The 24,796-nt window shown below is 29.8% G+C and carries 26 protein-coding genes; 13 read left to right on the top strand and 13 right to left on the bottom strand.

The features are described from left to right. Window positions 1–27 precede the first annotated feature (27 nt). From CALAG_RS01255 to eno, 5 genes are all read left to right on the top strand, one after another. Entirely contained in the window at window positions 28–1,191 is a 1,164-nt protein-coding gene (locus tag CALAG_RS01255) for a nuclear transport factor 2-like protein (RefSeq protein ID WP_015231938.1), read from the top strand. 63 nt (window positions 1,192–1,254) lie between these two features. Continuing rightward, window positions 1,255–1,560 carry a winged helix-turn-helix domain-containing protein gene (locus CALAG_RS01250; protein ID WP_048816657.1) on the top strand — a complete coding sequence of 102 codons (306 nt, stop codon included), beginning with the start codon at window positions 1,255–1,257 and terminating at the stop codon, window positions 1,558–1,560. Continuing rightward, entirely contained in the window at window positions 1,554–1,847 is a 294-nt protein-coding gene (locus CALAG_RS01245) for a DUF8036 family membrane protein (protein ID WP_015231936.1), read from the top strand. The genes CALAG_RS01250 and CALAG_RS01245 overlap by 7 nt, the downstream gene beginning before the upstream one ends. A gap of 116 nt (window positions 1,848–1,963) precedes the next feature. Then, window positions 1,964–3,586 carry an acetate--CoA ligase gene (locus CALAG_RS01240; RefSeq protein WP_015231935.1) on the top strand — a complete coding sequence of 541 codons (1,623 nt, stop codon included), beginning with the start codon at window positions 1,964–1,966 and terminating at the stop codon, window positions 3,584–3,586. A gap of 804 nt (window positions 3,587–4,390) precedes the next feature. Next, on the top strand, window positions 4,391–5,680 hold the full coding sequence (gene eno / locus CALAG_RS01235; RefSeq protein WP_015231934.1) for a phosphopyruvate hydratase: 1,290 nt from the start codon (window positions 4,391–4,393) through the stop codon (window positions 5,678–5,680). Window positions 5,681–5,690: 10 nt separating this feature from the next. Here eno and CALAG_RS01230 read toward each other — a convergent pair whose 3' ends face one another. After that, complete coding sequence (locus CALAG_RS01230) at window positions 5,691–8,231, bottom strand: hypothetical protein (RefSeq protein ID WP_015231933.1); 2,541 nt, start codon at window positions 8,229–8,231, stop codon at window positions 5,691–5,693. 89 nt (window positions 8,232–8,320) lie between these two features. On the opposite strand from CALAG_RS01230, the gene CALAG_RS01225 reads away from it, so the two are divergent. Beyond that, a complete protein-coding gene (locus CALAG_RS01225; RefSeq protein WP_015231932.1) occupies window positions 8,321–8,980 on the top strand; it encodes a glycosyltransferase family 2 protein in 660 nt (219 codons plus the stop codon). A 174-nt stretch (window positions 8,981–9,154) separates the two neighbouring features. Continuing rightward, complete coding sequence (locus CALAG_RS01220) at window positions 9,155–9,460, top strand: hypothetical protein (protein ID WP_015231931.1); 306 nt, start codon at window positions 9,155–9,157, stop codon at window positions 9,458–9,460. Here the strand turns inward: CALAG_RS01220 and CALAG_RS01215 are convergent. From CALAG_RS01215 to CALAG_RS01185, 7 genes are all read right to left on the bottom strand, one after another. Next, on the bottom strand, window positions 9,457–10,407 hold the full coding sequence (locus CALAG_RS01215) for a (Fe-S)-binding protein (protein WP_015231930.1): 951 nt from the start codon (window positions 10,405–10,407) through the stop codon (window positions 9,457–9,459). The two genes, CALAG_RS01220 and CALAG_RS01215, sit on opposite strands and share 4 nt — an antisense overlap. Window positions 10,408–10,412: 5 nt before the next feature. After that, a complete protein-coding gene (locus CALAG_RS01210) occupies window positions 10,413–10,742 on the bottom strand; it encodes a 4Fe-4S dicluster domain-containing protein (protein ID WP_015231929.1) in 330 nt (109 codons plus the stop codon). Then, window positions 10,743–12,173, bottom strand: coding sequence for an FAD-binding oxidoreductase (locus tag CALAG_RS01205; RefSeq protein WP_015231928.1), 1,431 nt, complete (start codon window positions 12,171–12,173; stop codon window positions 10,743–10,745). It abuts the gene before it with no gap. Between the two features lie 122 nt (window positions 12,174–12,295). Continuing rightward, the gene (locus CALAG_RS01200) at window positions 12,296–12,781 is read right to left on the bottom strand and encodes a GNAT family N-acetyltransferase (protein WP_015231927.1); all 486 of its coding nucleotides are present in this window, start codon (window positions 12,779–12,781) and stop codon (window positions 12,296–12,298) included. 2 nt (window positions 12,782–12,783) lie between these two features. Continuing rightward, window positions 12,784–13,260: a GNAT family N-acetyltransferase gene (locus CALAG_RS01195; protein ID WP_015231926.1), complete on the bottom strand. Its 477-nt coding sequence runs from the start codon at window positions 13,258–13,260 to the stop codon at window positions 12,784–12,786. Window positions 13,261–13,270: 10 nt separating this feature from the next. Beyond that, window positions 13,271–14,623 carry an NAD(P)-dependent malic enzyme gene (locus CALAG_RS01190; RefSeq protein WP_015231925.1) on the bottom strand — a complete coding sequence of 451 codons (1,353 nt, stop codon included), beginning with the start codon at window positions 14,621–14,623 and terminating at the stop codon, window positions 13,271–13,273. A gap of 80 nt (window positions 14,624–14,703) precedes the next feature. After that, the gene (locus CALAG_RS01185) at window positions 14,704–16,371 is read right to left on the bottom strand and encodes a long-chain-fatty-acid--CoA ligase (RefSeq protein WP_245529269.1); all 1,668 of its coding nucleotides are present in this window, start codon (window positions 16,369–16,371) and stop codon (window positions 14,704–14,706) included. A 226-nt stretch (window positions 16,372–16,597) separates the two neighbouring features. Here CALAG_RS01185 and CALAG_RS01180 point away from each other — a divergent pair, with 226 nt between their 5' ends. Continuing rightward, a complete protein-coding gene (locus tag CALAG_RS01180) occupies window positions 16,598–17,239 on the top strand; it encodes a hypothetical protein (RefSeq protein WP_015231923.1) in 642 nt (213 codons plus the stop codon). Here CALAG_RS01180 and CALAG_RS01175 read toward each other — a convergent pair. Further along, entirely contained in the window at window positions 17,236–17,505 is a 270-nt protein-coding gene (locus CALAG_RS01175) for a stationary phase-response protein (protein ID WP_015231922.1), read from the bottom strand. The two genes, CALAG_RS01180 and CALAG_RS01175, sit on opposite strands and share 4 nt — an antisense overlap. Window positions 17,506–17,642: 137 nt before the next feature. Here CALAG_RS01175 and CALAG_RS01170 point away from each other — a divergent pair, with 137 nt between their 5' ends. Beyond that, window positions 17,643–17,960 (top strand): hypothetical protein, encoded by a 318-nt coding sequence (locus CALAG_RS01170; RefSeq protein WP_015231921.1) that lies wholly within the window; start codon window positions 17,643–17,645, stop codon window positions 17,958–17,960. Window positions 17,961–18,029: 69 nt separating this feature from the next. Next, window positions 18,030–18,443, top strand: coding sequence for a phosphate-starvation-inducible PsiE family protein (locus CALAG_RS01165; protein WP_015231920.1), 414 nt, complete (start codon window positions 18,030–18,032; stop codon window positions 18,441–18,443). Here CALAG_RS01165 and CALAG_RS01160 read toward each other — a convergent pair. Beyond that, window positions 18,440–19,081, bottom strand: a complete 642-nt coding sequence (locus CALAG_RS01160) for a hypothetical protein (RefSeq protein ID WP_015231919.1) — start codon at window positions 19,079–19,081, stop codon at window positions 18,440–18,442. The genes CALAG_RS01165 and CALAG_RS01160 overlap by 4 nt on opposite strands. Before the next feature lie 86 nt (window positions 19,082–19,167). Next, window positions 19,168–19,959, bottom strand: a complete 792-nt coding sequence (locus CALAG_RS01155) for a DMT family transporter (RefSeq protein WP_245529268.1) — start codon at window positions 19,957–19,959, stop codon at window positions 19,168–19,170. A gap of 195 nt (window positions 19,960–20,154) precedes the next feature. On the opposite strand from CALAG_RS01155, the gene CALAG_RS01150 reads away from it, so the two are divergent. Next, window positions 20,155–21,504: a RuvB-like helicase gene (locus CALAG_RS01150; protein WP_015231917.1), complete on the top strand. Its 1,350-nt coding sequence runs from the start codon at window positions 20,155–20,157 to the stop codon at window positions 21,502–21,504. Window positions 21,505–21,507: 3 nt separating this feature from the next. Here the strand turns inward: CALAG_RS01150 and CALAG_RS01145 are convergent, their stop codons facing one another. Together CALAG_RS01145 and CALAG_RS07995 are read right to left on the bottom strand one after the other, a co-directional pair. Beyond that, window positions 21,508–22,422, bottom strand: a complete 915-nt coding sequence (locus CALAG_RS01145) for a hypothetical protein (RefSeq protein WP_015231916.1) — start codon at window positions 22,420–22,422, stop codon at window positions 21,508–21,510. Window positions 22,423–22,438: 16 nt separating this feature from the next. Then, a complete protein-coding gene (locus CALAG_RS07995) occupies window positions 22,439–22,723 on the bottom strand; it encodes a DUF211 domain-containing protein (protein WP_015231915.1) in 285 nt (94 codons plus the stop codon). 81 nt (window positions 22,724–22,804) lie between these two features. Here CALAG_RS07995 and CALAG_RS01135 point away from each other — a divergent pair, with 81 nt between their 5' ends. Together CALAG_RS01135 and ahcY are read left to right on the top strand one after the other, a co-directional pair. Further along, window positions 22,805–23,452 (top strand): endonuclease (RecB family), encoded by a 648-nt coding sequence (locus CALAG_RS01135; RefSeq protein ID WP_015231914.1) that lies wholly within the window; start codon window positions 22,805–22,807, stop codon window positions 23,450–23,452. A gap of 89 nt (window positions 23,453–23,541) precedes the next feature. Beyond that, window positions 23,542–24,792 carry an adenosylhomocysteinase gene (ahcY, locus tag CALAG_RS01130; RefSeq protein ID WP_015231913.1) on the top strand — a complete coding sequence of 417 codons (1,251 nt, stop codon included), beginning with the start codon at window positions 23,542–23,544 and terminating at the stop codon, window positions 24,790–24,792. The last annotated feature ends 4 nt before the right edge of the window (window positions 24,793–24,796 follow it).

Below are 24,796 nucleotides of genomic sequence, written 5' to 3'. Positions count from 1 at the left end.
TTATTCTTTATATAATTGGCGATAAGCATGGATAGTAAGTTAATTGGTGTAACGGTTGTGGCTGTTATTTTGTTAATAGCTGCAGCCGGTCTAGGATATATGTATAGTGCGACTTCATCATCATATAATTCATTGAAATCACAATATAATCAAATTAGTCAAAATCTTACAAATACAAATAATAAATTAAACGAATTGTCTAGTGAGCTAAGCTCAATAAATTCCTCATATAATTCTCTTTCATCTTCATATAAAAAACTAGCATTACAATTCAATGGTCAACAACCTCAAGTAGTTCTAGCCTTAGCTATGAGTCATTGGAATGACATAGCAATAGAGAACGCTTCATTAGTTATTCAAGAATATGCTCCAAACGCAGTATTACATTGGATAGGAGGTCCACTAGCTGGTACATATAACGGTGTTAGCCAAATAACAAACGTATGGAATAAATTCTTCAATACATATGAGACAGTATATTGGTATACTATAATACCTCCATCAGTAACTCAGATTAACTCAACAACATATCAAGTAACAGGTTATGCTCAATTCTTTGTTGCACCAACAAGCGATCCGCTAAACTTGTTGGTATTAAATGTAACTGAGATGTTAACATACCAATACATTAATGGGCAATACATGCTTACAAATGAAGTATGGAAAGTAATGCCATTAACTTTATCAGATGTTATAGCTGGATATCCATCTCAAGAATACATACAAAGCCAACTAGTCTTAGCCTTAGCTATGAGTCATTGGAATGACATAGCAATAGAGAACGCTTCATTAGTTATTCAAGAATATGCTCCAAACGCAGTATTACATTGGATAGGAGGTCCACTAACCGGAAATTATACTGGTATAGAGCAGATAAATGCTACATGGAATAAATTCAATAGTCTTTATGAATACGTAACATGGTATTCATTAGTCCCACCAAGCGTTGTAATACATGGAACGAGTGCAATGGCTTATGCCCCATTACAATTTGTAGTATTTCCATTCCCAACGTCAAGTAATCCAACACCACATGAATTGGTATTAAATGTAACAGAAGAATTATACTATAACTACAATACATCAACATCATCATGGCAAATAGTAAATGAATATTGGATAGTTCATCCAATACCAGTTAGTGACGTTGCACCAGGTTATACAGGGTCAGTTTATAATGCCTCTTCTTAAAAAACAAATATCAAAATTTTTATTTTTTCTATTTTACATAATGATATTGGTGCAATATAACGAATGCAATTTAAACAAGAGGACCATTTATTTTGGTGGGTATTTGTTGGAAGCAAAGGAGGGAAAATGAGATTGAAAATTATTGAATTAATCCTTGAAAAAGGTCCTTTAAATGCAAATCAAATATCTAAAATGCTTGATGTAAACTATAAAACAGTGATTCATCACTTAAACGTGTTGACAGAAAACAATTTGATAATATCCGAAGGCCCTAGGTATGGACAAATATATTCCCCCTCAAAATTTTTAATTCAAAATAGAAATATTCTAGATAAAGTGTTATGTATAAATGGTGAAAAGCCATGCTAAAATTATTATCAGTATGGTCTTTTGAAATAGCTATAACAATAATAAGTGTAATATTTGTTTATTATATATTCAAATTTTATTATTCAAGCTCTAAGTCAGTAAAATCCCAATTTTTATCAAGATTAAAAACTTTTAGTGGAATATTTTTAGCTCAAACTATATTTACAACTGTTTCTTCAATATTTTTATCTATGAAATATAATGAGGTTGTTGCTATACCTATGTTAATTATAAGTCTATTAGAACTATTGGGATTTATATATCTGTTTAGAATAGTAAGAGAATAAGAAAAAGAAACAAATCAATTTTTATTAATACAATTTGGGAATTATCATAATTGTATATATGCTGTAATTATCATAACTTTTTAACTTCCTATATCCGTAATTTAATTGGTGGGAAAATGGTAGAATATAAAAAATTAGTGAGAAGTTTCTCATGGCAAGAAGCTTATAATTTTTTGGGAATTAATGAATATAGAAGTATGAATATTTATGATATAATATCTAATAAGATAAAGGGCAATGATGGTTTTGCAGGAATAAGGGTTAATTCGAATTGGGAAAAACAAACGCTAAGTTGGGATGAACTTTTAAATAAATCTTCAAGATTAGCCAATTATTTAAAATTACAGGGGGTTAATAAGGGGGACGTGATATCTGTTTTAGCATCAAAAAAGCTTGAACAATTAATTGTAATGCTTGCTGTATGGAAAGTAGGAGCTATATATCAACCTCTTTTTACAGCGTTTGGGCCAAAGGCAATAGAAATTAGGACTAGTGATGTAAAACCCAAAGTTGTTTTTGCCCAACAAGACCAATGTGAAAAATTAAAAGAAGTTAAATCATTGCCAAATAATATAATTACTTTTCCAGATAAATGTTCTAATTCAATAGGTTTTGATGAAGCGGTTTCTGTAGATAAATTAAATAGGTCTTCACCGATTGGAATGAATGAGCAAATAGTACTGCTATATACTAGTGGTACTACAGGGTTACCTAAAGGCGCAATGATAAGCAAAAGGCTTCTTTTAAATACTTATGTTTATATGAAATATGGAATAGGATTAAATGATGATGATATATTCTTTAATGGAGCAGATCCAGGATGGGCATATGGATTATATTATGGTTTATTAGGGCCAATGTTATTTGGTAAAACAGTTTATATGTTCGATTCCCCATTTAACCCAGAAACATACCTCAAGTTTTTAGAAGAATTTAAGATAACTAATTTTGCATTTGCACCAACTGCATATAGACTAATTATGGGTTCAATTAAGGAACCTCAGAAATATAATATAAGGCTAAGTAAGGCAAGTTCCGCAGGTGAACCCTTGAATCCTGAAGTTATTAGATGGTTTATAAAGAATTTTGGAATCCCAGTAAAGGATCATTATGGACAAACTGAAGTTGGGATGGTTATTTATAATGGATGGGGTTATGATGCTGAGCTAAAAATTGGAAGTGCTGGTTTACCTGCTCCAGGTTATGAGGTAACCGTTATTGGAGAAAATAGTGATGAGGGTATAATAGCTGTCAACTCGCGTGGTGAAGGGTTCCAATTTATGGGCTATTTAAATGCCCCGGAGAAGACAAAAAGCGTGTTTGTTAATGAATGGTATTTGACAAGTGATGTAGCTAAATTAGATAATGAAGGTTATTTCTGGTTTACCGGTAGAAGTGATGATGTAGTTAAGGTATCTGGATATAGAGTTGGCCCATTTGAAGTTGAAAGTGTATTAATAGAACATCCCGCTGTTCTCGAGGCGGCAGTTGTAGGCATAGAAGACAGAATAAGAGGTCATATTCTTAAGGCTTATGTTGTTTTGAAGAAGGATTACATTGGTGATAATAAATTAAAAGAAGAACTGATGAACTTTGTTAAAACTAAATATTCAAAACATGTTCATTTAGAAGAGATAGAATTCGTTGAATCATTACCAAAGACGGAAAGTGGAAAAATTCAGAGATTTAAGTTAAAGGAATTAAATAAAGCTAAAGAAGAGTTTAAATCTAATATATAACCTTAAAAATTTTATAGTCTTTCAAACGCCCTCGAATTTTTTGGTTAATTTTTCATGAGGTGCATAGAATATATAAAGTGGTACTAATTTTTTTTTATTTAGTTTAAAATATTTAGGATTTAGCCATATTTCAGTGGAATCATGATTCGCATAGATTGTTTTATTATCTATTATTTTAATTCCAATTGCTTATTTTTAAATCATTAGAACGAAGACGGCTTATCTAGATAATTTCTTAAGGAAAAAAAAGAATAACCGAAAATCCAATAATGATTTTCCTCTAAAACTTTAAATACTCCTTATCTTTTTAAAGTTCTTCATAAAATCTCCTGAAATAGTGATTTTTAAAGCCTCATACTATTATAATCCATGTAGTATGTATTTTTGATTTTAAAACTATAATTTAATTTATAATCATTATTTAATAAGGATATATTAGTAAAGTGGATTTCTAGCAAATGATGATAATGCGATATAGGAGAATAATGAGTAGTCTATTAAATTCATAGATAAGACTTGACGATGTTTTTGGTAATGATATTTTAAAATTTTTACGACCTATTGAGCTTCTATGCCAAAATTCCCTATACCAAGTTTTTAGGTAAAGAAAGAGTTGCTTAATATGACCTTTCGATTTATTCATATTTGTTCTTAATAAAAATTTGAATTGGAAATTTAAATAATATAGATTAATTAAATTATTTAAGAATAAAATAATTATGATAATTTATTATAAAGTTACTATTATATTTGCTTTAATATGTTTATTAAAACGTTATTTACATAATATATTTGGGGAGTAAGATGGATAGTGATTTTTTAATTAGAGAAGTTAAAGGGATCGTTGCATTAGATTCTAGAGGAAATCCAACTGTAAAAGCCATAGTTAAAACAAACAAGGGCATTGGTGTTGGTATTGCACCTAGCGGGGCAAGTAAAAGTTCCAAAGAAGCAATAGAACTAAGAGATGGGGGTAAAAAATGGGTTGGTATGGGAGTAAATTTAGCAGTATCGAAATTAAATGAAGAAGTATCTCAAAGATTAATTAATCAAGATTCTAGACAACAATATTTAATTGACTCATTGTTAATTGCTTTAGATGGAACAAAGAATAAATCTTCTCTTGGAGGAAATACAACAACAGCTGTTAGTATTGCAGTTTCTAAGGCAGCAGCAAATACAGCTAATTTAGAACTTTATGAATATTTAGGCGGTCCAAGTGCAAGAATTTTGCCAACGCCTATACTTAATATAATTAATGGTGGAGTCCACGCTGGGAATAACTTGGCATTTCAGGAGTTTATTTTGATTCCAACAGGAGCAAGAACATTTATTGACGCTATGAGAATGTCAATTGAAGTTTATAAAAACTTAAAAGGAGTAATAAGTGAAAAATATGGTAAAACATCAACAAACGTTGGAGACGAAGGCGGTTATGCACCACCTTTAAATGAGTCCAGAGAAGCGTTTAGCTTAATAGAAACGGCGATAAAAAAATCAGGCTATGAATTAGGAACAGACTTTCATTTAGGTATGGACGCAGCATCTTCAGAATTTTATAATAAAGATAAAAAGGTATATAAAGTTGATGGGAAAGAATTCACATCAAGCGAATTGATTGATTTTTATGAATCGCTTATAAATGAATTTAGTATAATATATTTAGAGGATCCGTTTGATGAAGATGATTTTGATTCATTTTCAGAGATCACAAAGAAACTAGGTAACAAATTACTAATTGTTGGTGATGATTTGTATGCAACAAATGTGAATTATTTAATGACAGGTATTAAAAAGAAGGCAACAAATGGTGCATTGGTTAAGGTGAATCAAATAGGTACCTTAACAGAAACATTTGACTATATAAGATTAGCCAAAGAAAGCGGTATAATACCAGTTATAAGTCATAGAAGCGGAGATACTGAGGATCCTTTTATTGCTGATTTAGCAGTTGCTGTAGGATCTGGAATAATAAAGACGGGTGCGCCAGCAAGAAGTGAAAGAGTATCAAAATATAATAGATTGATAGAAATTGAAAATCAATTAGGTCCAAACGCGATCTATTTAGGGAAGGAACCATTTGTTAGATTATAAAATTAATTTTTCATCTATAAAAGTGCATTATTAATACTATCATTATAAAGATCGCAATTAAATCTATAGAAAACGAAGGTAATACTGCTGCTATGAAGAGAGGAATGAGAAAACCAAACTCTTTTATTTTATAGAAATTCTTGTAATAATAAATAGATAGTGTTATTGTTAAAATAATACCTATAAATAAAAGTATGATAGGATCTATGTTAAGTATTAAGCCAAGATTTATATTTCCTTTCGTATAATAAAGAATTTGCATGAATGAATAATTTAAAAAGCTATTAGATGTTAATAAGAAGGCAATAAATATTAATGATATGGTAGATAACATCGCTATCAAGAATTTTTTAAATATTTGTCTGTTATAATACAAAACAAAAATAACATAGAAGGGAGAAAGAATTAAGATATGAGGATATGTTAAAATTGATATAGCAAATAATATACCTGAAATAATAGGGTTATATCTTAATAATACAATTGATAGTATCAATGAAGATAATATCAAGCTTGCTATAATATTAGATGTAAAATAAATTAAAGGAATATAAAATCCCATTAAAATTGTTATTAATAATTGGTTTAGTTTACCATTTTTATAAAATAATATTCCTAATATCCCAAAAGATATAGCATATAATATAGAAGAATAAGCATTAGGCGATAAAGATAATAAAATAGCCGGAGAATACAAAATGGCAAGACCAGGCAGAAAATCATATACTGTTATGTTATGCCATGTTTTATCTCCAATATTATAATACATATAAAATGTTTTATCAACATTTATTTTAGTTAATTTTATAATAGATTCATTGTATGGAATAGTTTCTGATAAATAACCGAATGAAGTATTTCTTATAATTGGCAAATAGAAATTCGCATTATATGGGTTATGACCTTTGATTAATTCTATAGAAGCCATTTCAACTGCTAATTCTTGCGAATTTTGATAGGCTTTTGATGATATAAATATTGATACAGAAGGCGCATATTTTATTGCTAATATGCTCGCTAAAACTATTGATAATAAAATTATATAAGTAGCATATTTTGGTTTATAATATATTTCGAATTTATGTATACCATTTATAAAAATGTTTGCTGAAATTAGTAGCAATCCCAGTAATCCAATAATCAGAACAATGTCTGATATCTTAACTATATAAGTTAATAAAAACAAGATTAGAGAAGCAACAACTAATTCATATGATATTATTAGCCAATTTGTATCAATATTGTATTTATGATTAGTTTCATTGCCCTTATAGAATAAGGTGGAAGCAGCTATTATAATAAAAAATGGAGACCATATATAATAAAATGGAAGTGGTCTATAATAAAATAAAAAGGCTATTGCTGGTATAGCTAATCCTGCATATTTTAGCTTTTGGTAATATTTTATGTAAGTTATTAATCCAATTACAATTACGCTAAGAAAGAGGGATGTATAGAAGATTTTTGGCAAATATATTCCATATTCTGTTATAGTCGAAAGGCCTGCACCAATTGGCATTAAATTATAAGCTATAGGTGCTAATGCTTCCTTTATGAATTCATAAGGGCTTAAAATAAAAAAAGGAAGATTAACTAGTAATGATGAAATTAAAAATCCCTCAAATGCCTTCTTTGCATTATGTTTTTCGAAATGTAAAGCTACTAAATAAAATAAGAAGAAAACTATTGCTGTTTCTCTATATGAACCTGCAAGACCAAACAATAAACCTGAAATTAAAGGATAATTATAATAAGCAATAGCTACCATTGTTATGGCTATCCAACCAACTATTGGGCTGAAAAACACCGGCTCTCCTACAAAAATGAATGAAGAACTTGCTAATATTAATGGGAAAAGCATCTTATAAGGTCCCTTCATTTTCCTATAAACTAAAAACAGCGATATCACATATATTATGGCATCATAAATGCTTTTTGGTATATTTAGTAATACCTTTGGAATGTAATAAATCATTGCAAATGCAAGATAATCATAAGATGAAACAAAGCCAATTATTTTATTACTTGTATAAGAAAAAGGATATTTAAAAATGTAGCTATAATATGGATATGATTCTTTAAGTATTAAATATTGCAAATAACTTGATTTATATGGATTTTGTAATTCTAATAAGGTTTTTGCAGCACCTATTTGTATAATATATGAATCAGAATAGCCTCCTATTAGTGAGTATGTTAATTTAAAAGATGACATATACAATGCTCCAGTTAATATTATTGATATTAATAATCCAAACCAAGTAATTAATTGTGAAACTTTTACTTTATTTTCATTGATATTTGCGCTTAAAAATATTATTAATATAGAAATTGCTATTAATAATAGGTAAAGAAATAGCATCCATATAGGTATATATTGCACGTATATTGGCCATCCTTTGAATGATCCTATGTATTTATATGGTGTAAAGACCAAATAATAGTATGCGGCAAAACCCATAACATTCATTGATATCAGCAACAATAAGGCTCTCTCTAACTCATTATCTGCTATATTATTATCTTTGCTTGTTCTCTTTATAAATACCACCATAATATTATAAAGGGTTAGTTATAAATAAATTTTTACTGAAGCTCATCTTTATCACCGGAGAACCATCTGTAAAGGGGGTAGTTTATTTGACTTACAATGAAATTTCAGTTGTTACTACAACATATAACGAAGAAGAAAATATAGGTGAGTTAATAAAAAGAATTAGAGGATTAGGATTTAAGGTTTATATGATTGTTGTTGATGATTCTTCAACAGATAATACCGCAAAGATTTCTTATATGCTTGCAAACAAAACTATTGTTAAGAAGAGGGAAGGTCAAACTATAGGACTGTGGTATGGTATATTAAATTCTAAAGATAATATTGTTGTGACAATAGATGCAGATCTTGAAAACCCACCTGAATTAATCCCTTTTATGCTCAATGAATTCATAAAAAATGATTGCGGAGTTTTAGTAGCATCAAGAGATAGATTACCAAGATTTTCAGAAAAAATGTCATCTAAGATATTCAAGAAGATAATTAAGGTAAATGATGTTTATTCTAATTTTAGAATATACAAAAAGCAATGTCTAAATGGTTTCACCCCCCGTTTAGGTGAGACATTTGGCCTTGAATTACTGCTTTTTTTAAAGAAAAATAAATGTAAGTTTTGCGAATTCACATATCATGCTCCTCCAAGAAGAGCAAATCCTAGGATAGGAGGGAAGGTAAAGGCAAATATTAGAGCATTAAATTCTACATTAAAATCACTTATAGGAGATTTAATATATTATAGAGGTTAGAATAAAATTTGAATTTAATAATACCAATCATAAGTAGTCTTTTAGTTTATTTATTACTTCACTTACCATCAATTAATGATTTATCACTTTTCAAATTTCATTTATAATATAAAGTCAACACGAATCTAATACCTTATAAATCCTTTAAGTTAACAAATAAAGAGGTGAACGTGCTTGCCAAGAAAAAAGGTAGAAGATCCATTTACATGTCCAAATTGTGGTACAAAAGTCAAGGAACCCGATAAAACATGGACAGTTGTTTCTCCAATTCCAGATAAATATGGAAGAGTTTCAATAACTATTATGGGCTCTTTTAAATGTCCAAATTGTGGACATTCATGGAAGGCAGTTATAAAGAAAATGAAAAGTGAAGGAGGCGAAGGAGAACAATTACCTGCTAATAATGAACCAGGAGAAACAATAGAAATAGATTTATCAGACTTAGATAAAGTAGATGAGGATAATCCTCCAGAAGATTAAATATTTGATGATAAAATCTCAGAAATATCAACTAATTTTGCATCATTAGGTTTTACTCTGCTTAAATTAGCTTTACATATAGGACACATCGTAATTATTATATTAGATTCAGATAAGAGTTGGTTCATCCTTGTTTTTGCTATATCTTCTGAAAACTTAGGCGATAAGGATTCAAGAGGACCTCCACAACAAAAAGTATTTTTTCCTGATCTCTTAGGTTCTTTGATTCTTATACCCATAGATTTTAAAAGTTTTCTCGGCTGATCAATTATATTTTCATATCTTGAATAAACACAGGGATCATGTATTGTTAATGTTTTATCGAGTTTACCTAAATCAATATTTGTATTGCTTAACAATTCTAAATAATTAAAAACTTCTATGTCGAAATTATCTATAAACTTCGGATACCCTTCTCTCATTACATGAGTTGTATGAGGATCTATAGTAATAATCTTTTTCACATTTCTTTTTTTAAAAGATTGAAAAACTTTTTTTGAATGTATCAAAAAATAGTCATCTAGACCCATATCATAGAGTAATACTCCGCTATAAATATCATCTTCATATAAATAGGCAATATTTTTGTTAATCTTTAAAAGTAGTTTTGCAATATTTCTAACAATAGCGTTGTTTTCATTTATTTCTTTAATATCCGGCTTAATTATTGATGATAAATAATATGGGGATACCTTAATTATAGTTTTTGCCAAATTTATTAAAGAATCTCCTCCAGATAACTTTGAAATTGCATCTAAAAATTTTACAGTATAATTGATATAAGGTATTAATTGATAAAGGGCTCCAGTATAAAGATATACATCACCCTTTCTTTCCATGTTAATAGTATTTGTCCACTCAAAGATTTTTGTTTTGTTTATTGGAACTGGAAAACCTGTTTTTATTGTTATTTCTCCTAGTAATTCCATTATATCATTTCCATCCACCTTGATCACCTCTCCTTGATTATTATTTTTTCATTCTTATCTGAATTGTACTCACTTCTAATAATAGATCTCATATCTCTAACAATCCTTCCAGTATCTATTTTAGCCGGACAAACGATATAGCATGCGTCACAAAGCAGACAAGAATAAATACTGGCTAAAAATTCCTCTGTAATTATTTTGTTTTCTAACACATCTTTAATTAAATTAACTCTTCCTCTAGGCCCATATCCTCTATGCGTTCCCAAATTTATTGTTGGGCAAACAGCCTCGCAAAATCCGCAATATACACATTTGCTAACTTCATCGTATAATAATTTTATGTTAACTTTCAATCAAAGCACCTTACCGGGATTTAATATACCCTTTGGATCAAATAATGATTTAATTGATTTCATTATATCAATTTCTTTTAATGAGTTATAATGTGTCATTTCCATAATCAATCCATCCTTTTTAAGTAACCCAATTCCATGTTCAGCACTAACGCTACCGTTAAGATCTAATGCTATTTTCATTACGTCCTTATACCATGATACTACCTTGGTTTTCATATTTTCATCGGTTACATCATATACAACACTTGGATGTATATTACCATCTCCAATATGCCCTCCAATTGAAACGAATAAGCCATAGTTTTCTGATACTTCTCTTATCTTGTTTATGGCTAATTTAATTTTTGAGGGAGGCACAACTATATCTTCTATAAAAACTTGCAATTTCTTTCCATTCCCATAAAGAGAATAACCCATAGATACCTGTGCAGCAAATAAGTTTCTTCTAATTTTAAATAAACCTAATTCCTCTGCTTCTTGTTGACTTAATGAAGTTATTATTTTATTTGCATTATGTTTCTTAAGCGTATCCTCTAAAAACTTTTTCATCCTTTCGGTAGATTCTTTGTTTGTATCAATACTTAAAAGAAGCATATTTCCTTTAGGTTCAAAGTTTATATCGACGCCTTTAGATGCAACTTCAACAGTTTTACTATCCATAAATTCTGCTATATAAGGCTGCATTCCGATTGACTTTATTTCTATAAAGCTGTTTAATAAATCATCTAAATTGTCAAATAATGCTAACGATGTTACAATGCTTTCTGGAATGGGAGTTATTCTCAATACAGCCTCTGTAACTAAGGCTAAAGTACCTTCGCTTCCTATTATTAACCTAGCTAAATCATAACCTTTTCTACATTTTACTGTCATACATCCTACAAATAATCTTGTTCCTTTTTCATCCGGTAATGCTATTTCCATTCCATTGACCCAATCTTTCATAGTTCCATATTTAGCTCCCTTTAGGCCTCCAGCGCCATTATTTATTGCTCCACCTATTGTTGCAACAGATTGGCTCGCCGGATCTATTGGAAACATGTAATTATATTTTTCCAAAAATAAATTCAGTTCGTCAATCCTAACCCCTGGTTCAGCGATTACTATATTGTCTGTTATACTTAAATCCTTAATTTTATTCATTCTTTCAAAGCTAACTATAACTCCATCTCTTAAAGGAACAGCATTACCAGATAAGCTGCTAGAACTTCCCTGAGGATAGATATTTACTTCATATTTATATGCAATGCTTAAAATTTTTGATACATCTTCTTTGCTTTCAGGAAATATTACTGCACTTATGTTTCCCATTAATCCAGATGGCTCTTTTGAGTATAGTTTTAATATTAGATTATCAGTTATGATTTTATTTTTACCAATAGAGCTGGTTACCTCATTTATAAAATCCTCTATATTTTTTTGAACCATTTTGATCCTCAACCCTTTGAGTTATGGTTTAAAATTAATATAATTTAATTTCATATGGATTAATAATTGTATAATTAAATTAAAAATAAATTAATTTAGTTATAACAAAAAAAGTTTTATTCTTACATACAGCTTTTATATTTTTCTTTGTTAAGAGATATGAAACCTTGTTTATCATAAAAGCTGTCAGCTATATTATTTCCGGCTGGATATATTGCTGTTACAATCCCTGCACCCTTTAGTTTAGCATACTCGATAGCTTTTTGCAAAAGCATTGCTCCAAGTCTTTTTCTTCTATATATAGGTTTTACATAAAAATCAGTAATTTCTGCCTTAATTCTAGGCTCATAAAATAATCTATCTATAATGATAAATCTTATTATTCCAGCTATTGTTTTTTCATTTTCATCTTCTGCGACCAGAAACACCACATTCTCATTGTTAACAGAATCTTTAACATATTTACTGACAACATCGTATATATTATTAACTATCTTAAAATTGGGATCAAGTTCTTCATTAACACTCTTTAATCTTACCACAAGTTCAACTACCTGACTTAGGTCATTTTCATTGATTTCTCTAATATTAATTTTCTCTATAGACATTTTTACACCTCCTTGATATAGGTTGTAGAATAGGGTCTAAAACCTAATTTCTTGTATAAATCTGTTGCTATCCAGTTTTGAACTGGAAACTCAACTGCAATATATTTTACACCTTTCTTTGAGATTTCTTCAGAAAGTTTTTGAATTAAAAGGCTTGCAATTCCAGATCTTCTCATTTGTGGCTTAACATATAATTCTTTAATAATTTCTATCTTGTTATTAATTAATAATGGATTTTCATTTGTTATTGATTTTATATATCCTATTAACAAATTATCATAAACCGCAACATATACATTAATATTTGGATCATTTATCATATTTTCTGCCATTTTGTTAGCTTCTTCTCTTGCATTTGGTGAAATTGCCCATGAAGAATCAAATTCTTCGTTAAAAGCATAAAATCTGTATATCAATTCTGATAGACCTTGTAAATCATTTTTGTTTGCCTTTCTTACTATCATACCTGTATCAAACATTTATATCACCTCATTCCTTATAATCTACTAATGGTTTAGGAATATATCCTCTATCCCATAAAAATCCAATTTTCTCTCTTATACTAGATATGATGTCCTTTGCTCTTTGTAATTCTTCCTTATATGTTGTTGTTTTTCTAGCAACCCCTTCTTCAACTGCCTTTACAGCAACTGCAGCAGCAACCCTAGGATATACTTCCCATTCTTCCATTGTTGGAACAATGTAATTTTCACTTAAGCCCTTTTCTTCAGCAAATTTAGCAATTTCATATGCAGCAGTTATAGCCATTGTATCGCTAATTGTTTTTGCCCTTACATCTAAAACTCCCCTAAAGATAGCTGGAAATGCGAGTGAATTATTTATCTGATTTGGAAAATCACTTCTCCCAGTAGCTACAATCTTTGCCCCAGCCTTTTTTGCATCTTGTGGCCATATTTCTGGTACAGGATTTGCTAATGCAAATACAATTGCATCCTTATTCATTTTAGAAATCCATTCCTTCTTTAACGTATCTGGCCCAGGTGTACTTGCTGCAATAACAACATCTGCATTTTCAAATGCTTTATCAATTGTTGAATTTGGTGGTAATCCCCCACCCTTTGTTTCTATTGCTATATCATATTGCCATTTATTACTTATCATTAATTTATCTATATTGGGCATCTCTGGATGCAAGATACCCTTTGTTGTAATTGCTACAACGTTTTCCATGTTTGATATGAGTTGTTTTAATAATCTATAAAATGCTACATTTGATGCTCCTGCTCCATATAACACAATTCTAACATCTTTGATTGATTTCTTAACTATTTTTAATGCATTAATGAGACCTGCTAAGGTTATTGTTGCTGTTCCTTGTTGATCATCATGCCATACAGGTATTTTTAGCCTTTTTCTTGCCTCATCTAATATATAAAAACACTTAGGATGCTCAATATCTTCAAGGTTTATACCACCATAACTTGGTTCAATAAGTTCAAGTAATTCTAGGAATTTTTCAGGATCCTTACCTCTATGTACTAATGGAACTGCATCAACTCCACCTAAATACTTATAAATTAATGCCTTCCCTTCCATAACAGGATAAGCTCCTTCAGGCCCAATATTACCCAAACCCAAAACTCTTGTCCCATCACTTACAACAGCTATTGTATTCCATCTAGATGTTAATTCAAATGATAAATCAGGGTTTTTACTAGATAATCGTGATGCTTCTGCAACACCAGGTGTGTACCAAATAGCGAAATCCTTAAGCCTTCTAACAGGAACCTTAGGTATTATTTCTATCTTACCTCCATAATATCTATGTAATTCAACGCTTAACTTATACCATTCTGCAGTTGCAGATTCTCCTTCAGACAAAATACCACCTTCTGCATTTAATTGTATTCAATAAAGAATAAATATTTAACTCAAAAAATTTTTAAATTTTTTTTAAATTATTACTGATTTTTTATTAAAACCTCTCCAAATTGTTCTCTAAGTATTCTTTTGTTAGCTTTACCTGTTGAAGATAATGGTATTTCATTTACAACAATTACTTTTTCAGGCAACCACCATTTTGACATAATACCTTTATTGACAAAATTTTGTATTAAAAAGTTATTAATTTCCTCTGTGTTTATTTTATCTTCCCATCCTTTTTTAGGCACTATTAAAGCAACAGGTCTTTCTACCCACTTTTCATGCTTTGCAGCTATTACAGCAACTAATGAAACTCCAGGATGCTGGCTTATAGCGTCTTCTAACCTTAATGATGAAATCCATTCTCCTCCACTCTTTATTACATCCTTGTCTCTATCCATTATTAGTATTGAGCCATCCTCATACCAAACAGCTAAGTCACCAGTATGGAACCAACCATTAGCCCAAGCTTTTTCAGTCTTTTCAGGATCCTTATAATACTCAGGAGAAACCCATGGAGATCTCACAACTATTTCCCCTATTGTCTTTCCATCTTTTGGTACCTCATTCATATTTGTATCAACTACCCTTAAATCAACTAAAGGTATTGGATATCCTGTTCTTAGTTGTATCTTGAAAAGCTCATTATCGTTCATCTTTCCATAGTATCTAGCTGGAGGAAGTGCTAATGTAAGAACAGGTGCTGTTTCTGTTAATCCATATCCTACAACAACCTTTATACCTCTTTTACTAGCAAGGTAAGCTAATCCTTCCGGAATTGCTGAACCTCCATTTATAAACAATAGATTATTTAAGTCGTATTTATCGCTATCAGGATCCGTTAATAGCATATATAGAATTGTGGGAACTCCTGCAAAATAAGTTACTTTTTCAGCTTTTATCAAATCTAGGTAAACTTTAGTATTGAACCTTCCCGGATAAACTTGTTTTTGACCTAATAATGAAGTTGTAAATGGTAGTCCCCAGCTATATACGTGATACATTGGAACAACATGCATTATAACATCGCTTGAGCTTATCCTTGTTTGCCCAAAAGATGCAAAATGTAGAGCTGATGACATTGCATGTAAAACCATAGCCTTATGACTATGATAAACCCCTTTTGGCATACCTGTTGTTCCACTTGTGAATCCCATAAATGCAGGTCTATCTTCACTTAATATAGGAAATTCATATTTACCTTTATGTTCTTTAATTAAATCTTCATAATGATATGCAGGAACACCTCCAACTTTTTGAGGTACAGAATCTGTATCTAAAACAATAACAGATTTAATAGATTTTATTTTTGAAGCTATGACTTCTGCCAATTGTAGGAAGTCTGCATGAGTTACCAACATTTTATCTTCTGCAGTATTAAAAACGTATAATAATTCATTAGGTGATAATCTTATATTTACTGGGTGAAGAACTGATCCCATTAATGGCACTGAAAAATATAATTCATAATGCCAATGTGTATTCCAATCTAAGGTTGCAACTTTATCTAGCTGAGAAATGCCAAGGGAATTTAAAGCATTTGCTATGTTTTGAACTCTATAAGTAAAATCAGAATATTTATAATGAAAAACCCCCTTATTTGTTTTGTAAGCAATTTCTACATCTGGAAACAAATTATTCATTCTATCGTAAATATATTTCAAGGTTACGTCGTAACCAGGCCTCTCAAGAACTTTTTCAGGCATGGACACAGTATTGCATCCTCCTAATTAGATTATAAGGAATAGCATCTATAAATATTTTTTATATCAAATATGTTTTATAAACTGAAGATTTAGTATTTTAAAAACCTTTTGAATTTTAAAAATAGGAATTAATTTCAATATTGCTATAATTCCTATATAGAGATACATAAAGTTTAAGTTAAGCATTTATTATTAAATTTTTAGGAATGGAGGTAAAAGAAATATTATGACATTAAATAAAATTGCAGAAAAATTAGGATATAATTACATTGCAGAAATATCAAGCATTAAAATATATGTTAATTCCAATTATAAAAGTTCATATATCGTTTTTCAAAACGATTATCCCATGATGTATTTAAGTAAAATTAATGATAAATACATTTTAATAAACAATTTTTTTGATTTAGAAAATGGAAGGGAATATGAAGGTAAAATTTTATCATCAAAATCTTTTGATGAAATTGGGTATATAAAATTTTATCAAACAAAAGATAAGAAGTTAATTATAACAAAAATTGAAGGAAACATAGAATATACATGGAATTTGATAGATTTACATACACCTCTTAAAATTGACCCAATTAAACCTTTTGCAGAAATTTTAAGTGAAATTAAGCCTAAGATAATAGGTTTGATAGATTTATATACAGATCCCTTATCATTGATAGTATTTAATTCCCAGAGCTTTTATTATCCCCCATTAATATATGGTTATTATAATCATGATTTTTTAAATAAATTATACAAAGGATTATCTTTGGGAATAAGTTATAATAATCAGCCATTAAATTATTCTTTTGCTAAGGCTGAAGAAATAACAAATGTAAAGACAATTATTAAAAAAATAATTTATATAGGATTTTAATCCTTAATTGTTTCCAGCATCGAGAGCACCTGCCATATTCTTGTTCTTGCATGGAATGGCATGTTTGGATCTTGAGATATTTCATCAAGAGAAGAAATAGCATTTGCTGCCTTTACTCCTGCTGATAATTTAGTATCTCTAAGATATGTAAGTGCATTTGCTGCCGCCCTCCTTATGTTTCTAGGTACTGCTGTATCGTTAATAATACCCGTCAAAATATTTATTGCCATTTTTAATTTTTCCTCAGTGCTTGCTTGTACTGACATATTCCTCCCCCCACATATTATTAATTGAACAGTGCTTAAAACTTAAAATGCATATTTTCTATAAGCTAAAATAATTAGGATCATTTTCACTATAAGTTTTAAATCTTTAACATGCAAAGTAAAGGTGGTGCAGAATAATGGCTAGGATAAAGAAATTGATATTGGATACAGCTGATTTCCACCCATTGCATAAGATGTGGGTTAATTTAGCTCAGACCTTGTCTAAAGAATATGGAATAGAACTTGAAATAAAAAATGAGGATTATTTGTTTGCTATATCTTATGGAGACAAAGATGATATTGGAATGGCGTGGCTACCACAATTATTTGCAGAACTTGATGATGGCAGAATTTTGCTGATTATGAGTCAATATCCATTTGATCCATCAACTACAAAGCCAAGTGAAGAATTGGCTATGAAAGAGGCAAAGAAAAAGATTGAAGAAATAAAGTAGAATATATTTTAATAAATTATATTAAAAACTTTTATACTTATAAAATATTTAGTAAATTAGGCATTAATAATGGATAGAGTCGAATATGGCAAAAAATATTTAGAATTATTGCTAGTTATTGGAGAAATTTTAGTTGCAATTATTATATCTATTACTGTAATTATTGCATCATTTCAAACATTTGTAATGTTAGGTTCTATGGTAAAAGTTTCAATTCCCAACAAATCAACAATTTTAGAATTAATTGATACGGCTATACTTCTTTTATTAGCCTTAGATTTATTAAGGACTGTTATCATAGGAATCATGGAAAAAGAGATCCCAATAAAAAACATTATTGAGGCTGCCATGATAGTAATTGTAAGGGAAATGATAGTTAATACATTAGAGAACAGCTCTCCAATATATTTGATATATTTATCGTTATCATTTGTAATGGTTTCAGTTTCAATGATTTTTATCATGAAATATAGTAAATCCTAAATGAATCCGAATTGTTTGCTTAGATCTCTTAATAATTTTGACAATTTTAATAGTTCATTTAAATTCTGTGGAGTCTTAGGTAATATTAAATTGACAATCTGTATTTTAATCAATCTTAACACATTTTCTAGTAATGCTTCAAATCCTGCATTTCCATTATATATAACACCTGAAATAGATGATAATAGGCCAAACGCGAGATCAGTATTATGCATAGCAAGAAGGTTTAAAATATTTATTGCATTAATTTTTAAACTTGATTTTTCTATATTACCATTAATATATACATAAAATGCGAAACCCTTATTTGTTATTTTACATTTATCTTCCAAAAACCTACAATCAATGTAGTCTACTGGAATATTATTAACGCTATATATTTTTTCATTTCTAACTTCTGTTATTAAATCGAATTCTATGTTTGAATATTTATATATAGGAATGTTTCCAAGTTTTGAAACCTCTTTTGCTATTTTCCAATAGTTTCTTTCTTGGTATTCACTTAACCCAAGTGTTCTTAAAAGCCTAGACGTTGAAAGAGGTGGATCTCTACACCTCAATTTATTTTCCAAGCAATTTTTTATTATTGTATTTGCACAATTGATTGAATTCTCAATGAAACTATTTGTAATCTTCATTTTTGCACCTTTTATCTAAACCAATTTAGATCTTTTTATTTTTTATTAATATAAATAACTCTTTCAAATATGGTTTTGATATAGAACTAACCCTTTAATCTTGCTATAATAACACCAGATATCATTATTAATAGACCAATTATTTCAAAAAGTTTAGGTAAACTTTTATATAAGAGTGCTTGGATAATTGTTGTTGCAACAGGGATTATGTATGCAAATATTGTAACCTTGTTTACTCTTTCAAGTTTTAAAAGGTAATTCCATATAAGGAATTGAAATGCACCTCCTATTGTTGAGATATAGACTATGCTTTCTAGCAATTTTAGTGATGGGATAAAATAAAAGCCTTTTCTAATGGAAAAGATATCAATTAAACCCATAAAACCTGAGCCTATAATAAATTGTGTTGCATTTAAAGATATTGGATCGTATTTTGATAGCTTTCTATAATAAATGCTAAACAGTGCCCAAAACACTGCATTAATTAGAGTTAAAATCATACCTATTTTTGTGAATCCTTTAAATAATGTTGAGCCATAAATACCTAATCCTAAAAAACCAATTATTAATCCTATGATCTCATAATGGTTAGGTTTCTCGTTTATTATAAAAATAGCAAGTATCATGCTAAACAATGGCATCGTATAGCTTAATACAGATGAAACTGCTGGAGAAACATAAAGTAATCCATAACCCCAAAAAATTGTACTAGTTGTTGTAAAAATAGCCAATATTAATACATTTTTATCAATAATTAGTTTTCTACTAATAGAGAAAAGGATTATACCTGATATAATGTATCTGATCATCATTAAAGTTGCTGGATTTGTATAAGTAACACCTAACTTTGCAAAGAAGTAAAGAAATACGGAAGCTATGATATATATAGCGAATAACTCTGCGAACTCCTTTTTAATATCTTTTCACCTAGTTCTATAGTTAGCAAAGAATTTATAAACATTAAAATTTCTTTTTGTATTTAATTTTTTTAAAAGATTTTATAACTTTAATATTTTTGATAAAATTATTGAATTCTTTTAAGCTTTCTTTATAAATTTTTAAATGGTGATAAAATGTCAGAGATAATGATTGGAAACCCAAAAACGCCTAGATGGTCTTCAATACACAGCCATATATCAGGTTTGGGATTAGATGAAAATGGTAAAGCTAAACCAATTGCTGATGGATTAGTAGGTCAAGTTCAAGCTAGAGAAGCGTGTGGATTAATAGTTGAATTAATAAGGGAAGGAAAACTTGGTGGAAAAGGTATATTATTTGCAGGACCTAGTGGGACAGGTAAAACTGCATTAGCTGTTGCAATTGCTAAAGAATTGGGTGAAGATACACCATTTGTCTCTATAAATGCAAGCGAAATAATTAGTGCAGAGAATAAAACAGAGTTTATGACACAAGCATTTAGAAGGGCTATTGGTATAAGGATGAGAGATGTAAGGAAAATTATAAGTGGTGTTGTAACTGAAATAAAATATCTTAAAAAATCGTCACCTTTTTATCCTACACCAATATTGGGAGGAGCAAAAATAAAACTAGAAACAAAAGATGATAGTAAAGACGTTAATGTTGGACCTGAAATTGCTTCCCAATTCCAATCATTAGGGATAAGAAAAGGAGATGTCATAATGATTGATGAGGAAACAGGAGAAGTTAGAAGATTGGGAAGGGTAAAAGAGAAAAGCACGATAGGTTTTGATATAGATACTGAAAAACAAATTGAAATGCCTAGCGGAAAAATACAATCAACAAGGGAAATAGTAAGAACGTTTACTCTTCATGATATAGATGTTTCTATTGCTGCCCAAAGAATAGCATTTTCTATTTTTGGCTTTTTGTCTGAAGAAAGAGGTATAGATGATCAAGTAAGAAAACAAACCGATGAAACTGTAAGAAAAGTAACAAGTGAAGGAAAAGCCCAGCTAATTCCGGGAGTTCTATTTATAGATGATGCACACATGCTAGATATCGAAGCATATAGCTTTTTAACTAAGGCTATGGAAAGTGAATATGCCCCAATAATTATATTGGCAACAAATAGGGGGATAACAACAATTAGAGGAACAGATGAAAAAGCTCCCCATGGAATGCCAAGGGATTTATTGGATAGATTACTTATAATATTAACAAAACCATATACTGAAGACGAAATTATGAACATTGTAAAAATAAGAGCTGATGAGTTGGATATTCCATTAACAGATGAAGCAGTTAAACTATTAACAAAAATTGGATCAGAGAGAAGTTTAAGATATGCTTTACAACTCTTAGATCCGGCTAAAGTAATTTCAGCTAAAAGAAATTCCATTAAGGTTGATGTTAATGATATAGAAGAGGCATCAAAGCTTTTCTCAGATGTTAACGAAAGCACACAATTCCTCGAAAAATATAAGGATCTAATGCTAAAGTAATTTTTAAGTTAAATATCCAAATCTTCTTAAAAATTCACTCATAGATTCTATCAAACCTTTATTAAAGAATGGTTCAATGTTGCTAGATATTCTTAGTAATGGTGCACCTTCTATCTTATTTTTAATTAATGATTCCTTTAACTCGTTAAGCATCTCATTTGTTAAGCCTATTGTATAAATAGTGTGCTTACTTTGTTCTCTTCTTACTATATCATTAACTCCTTCCAAATTCAAGCATTGGGAAGCAGCAACAATCATTGTTGCTATTTTTGTAACTGGTACTCTTTTAAGATAGCCTTTTATACCTCCTGATGCAATGTAATCCATAATAGATTTATTATCAGGCAAGAACTTTACATTTTCTACTTTTATTCCTTCCTTTTCTGCTTCATTTTTCAACCATTCAACCCTTTCATAACTGCTTTCACTATTACTCTTCGCAACAATTTCTATGCTATTTCCAGGCAAGTAAGACCTATCTGGTAAATAAAGTATGTTTTCTGAGCTTACTTCAATTTCTGCTAATAAACTATTCTCAAGATCGTTGATAATATTTTCAGGTAGCTTTGATGTTAATCCTATAACTAAAAGGCTTGGGATTATTGCTACTATTCCTCTATTTTTTTGATATGAGTCCATGATAAATAAAGATAAATTATTAATCCTATCCCCTTTAGGTATTTCTGCTACCCTTTCATATTCGTAAATTTCATTAAAATTAAAGGATCCAACAATTGTATTATATATTGGTATTTCATCAATGCTTGGTTCGTGGAGACTCTTTAAAACTAATGATAATCCATTAGGAGGATTTAATGAAGGCTCAACATCAAAAAATTGTATGATTTCATTTATGATTCTTGATTTCAAATATAGCCTTTTTAATATCGAAGTGCAATCTTCTATAGTATTGTTCACAGCTCACACCTAATTCTCAACTCAAGAGTTTATCAACTACCTTTTTACCTGTTATAACTTGGTCTATACTTTGTATAACGCATTCTAATGATTCTAAAACATTTTCGACTTTGTCAAAAGAAATGTCTTCACCTTCTATTGTAATATTCAAGGTAGCAGTTTCTACGTCTAACTCTTTAACAGTTACATTAACTCCATCTATTCCGCTGAGAGATGCTATTGATTTCGCTACATCTATTATAGAAGGTCCCTTTATTGGTTTCGTAATATTAAGAACTAATCTTCTTAGTGGTGCACTCAATTCAATCCCCAATGTTAAATAATGTAGAAGATTATTAAATTTTTGGAGAAATTTAGAGAAATTAGTAGAGTGAGGAAATTGGTGCAAGGAAAAGCGGCTATGAGAAGTAGTGAAAGCATAGCAGCTGATATATTGCAACAATTGGGTTATAAAATAGTTGACATGCATAGAAAAGTTGTTATAAATAATATTGAAATATCAGATGTTGATATAATTGCTGAAAAAAATGGTATGAAGTATGCAGTAGAAGTAAAAGCTGGACCAGCAGATGTTTCTTCTATTAGGCAAATTTATGTCAATTCTAAATTATTAAATATGATACCTATGATTATTTCAAGAGGTTTAGCTGATGAAAAAGCTGAAGAATTAGCTAAAGAATTAAACGTTTATTTTATCTCATTATCTGATCAAGTCATTACCAATTTGGATGAAATCTACGCCTCAGTAAAAGAAGCTTTGGTAGATTTTTTAAGTGATTTCTTCAAATTTGTTACTAAATGTGATATGATGAGTGAAAACGAGGTAAAGCTTGTATATTCTATTGCAGTTTCAGAAGATATTATTGAGGCATCCAAAAACTTTGGTATGCCATTAGAGGATTTTACAAAACTTATTTCCAACCTTCATAACAAAGGTTTTCTACCAAGTGGAAAGTATGAATATATATCATTAGTATCAAAGCTTATGCTAATTTTTTGCAATATTAAAAGTAAAATTAATGCAAAATAATGTTTTTACTAAAGATATCCTGTTTTTACTTGAAGATAATTTTATAACAGTTTATATTTTTACAAAATGATAAACAATACGGTGGTAGTATGAATAGTTCAAAAATTAAAAAACCAGAGCTTTTTAATGAAGGGAATAAAAAGATTGAATTTGCAGAAATGCATATGCCAGTTGTTATGAAAATAAGAGAAAGGTTCTTAAGAGAAAAACCATTGGATGGGGTAAAAATATCGGCTGCTCTTCATGTAACTAAAGAAACAGCTGTTCTTATAAAAACACTATCTGTGTGGGGGGCAAATATATTTTTATCCCCAAGTAATCCATTATCAACACAAGATGATGTAGCAGCCTCACTAGCTAAAATAGATAATATTGTTGTTGAAGCATGGAGAGGCATGAGTAGCGAAGAATACTTTATGGCAATTAAGGATGCAGCTAATTTTAAACCTGACATAGTTATAGATGATGGAGCAGATCTTCATATAACCCTTCATGAAGAGATGCCAAAAATTGCTGAGAAAGTTATAGGAGGGAATGAGGAAACAACAACTGGAGTTATTAGATTAAAGGCATTGGAAAAGGAAAATAGATTGTTATATCCTGTTATTGCCGTAAATAATGCCTTAACTAAATTTATGTTTGATAATAGATATGGAACAGGCCAAAGTTCCATAGATGGCATATTAAGAGCAACAAATATTCTCATTGCCGGTAAAAGAGCTGTTGTAGCTGGCTATGGATGGGTAGGCAGAGGAATTGCCTTAAGACTTAAGGGTATGGGAGCAAGAGTAATAGTTACAGAAGTTGACCCTATTAAGGCTTTAGAAGCCGTTATGGATGGATTTGATGTTATGACAATGGAAGAGGCATCAAAAATTGGTGATATATTCATAACTGCAACTGGAGATATAGATGTTATTAGAGCAGAACACATGCTAAACATGAAAGATGGAGCCATATTAGCTAATGCAGGTCACTTCAATGTAGAGGTAAGCGTGAAAGATTTAGAAAAAATAAGTGATTCTAAAGAAGAAATAAGAGAAAATACTGTAAAATATACATTAAGAAATGGGAAGCACTTGTTCCTTTTGGGAGAAGGAAGATTAGTGAATTTAGTTGCAGCAGAGGGCCATCCAAGCGAAGTTATGGATATGAGTTTTGCTAATCAAGCCTTATCCGTTTTATACTTAATAAATAATAAAGGAAAACTTGAAAAAAAGGTATATAATGTACCATCAGATCAAGATCAATATGTGGCAAAATTAAAACTTGAAACTATGGGTATAAAGATAGACGAATTAACTCCGGAGCAAGTAAAATATTTGGAGAGCTATAAATGAGGTT

It is taken from the genome of Caldisphaera lagunensis DSM 15908 (assembly GCF_000317795.1).
GTDB lineage: Archaea > Thermoproteota > Thermoprotei_A > Sulfolobales > Acidilobaceae > Caldisphaera > Caldisphaera lagunensis.
Note: the sequence above shows the minus strand (reverse complement) of the source record. Positions and strands in the feature narration are given on the sequence as shown.

Coding starts and splice junctions, on each gene's coding strand:
- CALAG_RS01255 (WP_015231938.1), top strand. CDS start 28: ATGGATAGTAAGTTAATTGGTGTAACGGTTGTGGCTGTTATTTTGTTA.
- CALAG_RS01250 (WP_048816657.1), top strand. CDS start 1,255: ATGCAATTTAAACAAGAGGACCATTTATTTTGGTGGGTATTTGTTGGA.
- CALAG_RS01245 (WP_015231936.1), top strand. CDS start 1,554: ATGCTAAAATTATTATCAGTATGGTCTTTTGAAATAGCTATAACAATA.
- CALAG_RS01240 (WP_015231935.1), top strand. CDS start 1,964: ATGGTAGAATATAAAAAATTAGTGAGAAGTTTCTCATGGCAAGAAGCT.
- eno (WP_015231934.1), top strand. CDS start 4,391: ATGGATAGTGATTTTTTAATTAGAGAAGTTAAAGGGATCGTTGCATTA.
- CALAG_RS01205 (WP_015231928.1), bottom strand. CDS start 12,173: ATGGTTCAAAAAAATATAGAGGATTTTATAAATGAGGTAACCAGCTCT.
- CALAG_RS01200 (WP_015231927.1), bottom strand. CDS start 12,781: ATGTCTATAGAGAAAATTAATATTAGAGAAATCAATGAAAATGACCTA.
- CALAG_RS01195 (WP_015231926.1), bottom strand. CDS start 13,260: ATGTTTGATACAGGTATGATAGTAAGAAAGGCAAACAAAAATGATTTA.
- CALAG_RS01185 (WP_245529269.1), bottom strand. CDS start 16,371: ATGCCTGAAAAAGTTCTTGAGAGGCCTGGTTACGACGTAACCTTGAAA.
- CALAG_RS01180 (WP_015231923.1), top strand. CDS start 16,598: ATGACATTAAATAAAATTGCAGAAAAATTAGGATATAATTACATTGCA.
- CALAG_RS01175 (WP_015231922.1), bottom strand. CDS start 17,505: ATGTCAGTACAAGCAAGCACTGAGGAAAAATTAAAAATGGCAATAAAT.
- CALAG_RS01170 (WP_015231921.1), top strand. CDS start 17,643: ATGGCTAGGATAAAGAAATTGATATTGGATACAGCTGATTTCCACCCA.
- CALAG_RS01165 (WP_015231920.1), top strand. CDS start 18,030: ATGGATAGAGTCGAATATGGCAAAAAATATTTAGAATTATTGCTAGTT.
- CALAG_RS01160 (WP_015231919.1), bottom strand. CDS start 19,081: ATGAAGATTACAAATAGTTTCATTGAGAATTCAATCAATTGTGCAAAT.
- CALAG_RS01150 (WP_015231917.1), top strand. CDS start 20,155: ATGTCAGAGATAATGATTGGAAACCCAAAAACGCCTAGATGGTCTTCA.
- ahcY (WP_015231913.1), top strand. CDS start 23,542: ATGAATAGTTCAAAAATTAAAAAACCAGAGCTTTTTAATGAAGGGAAT.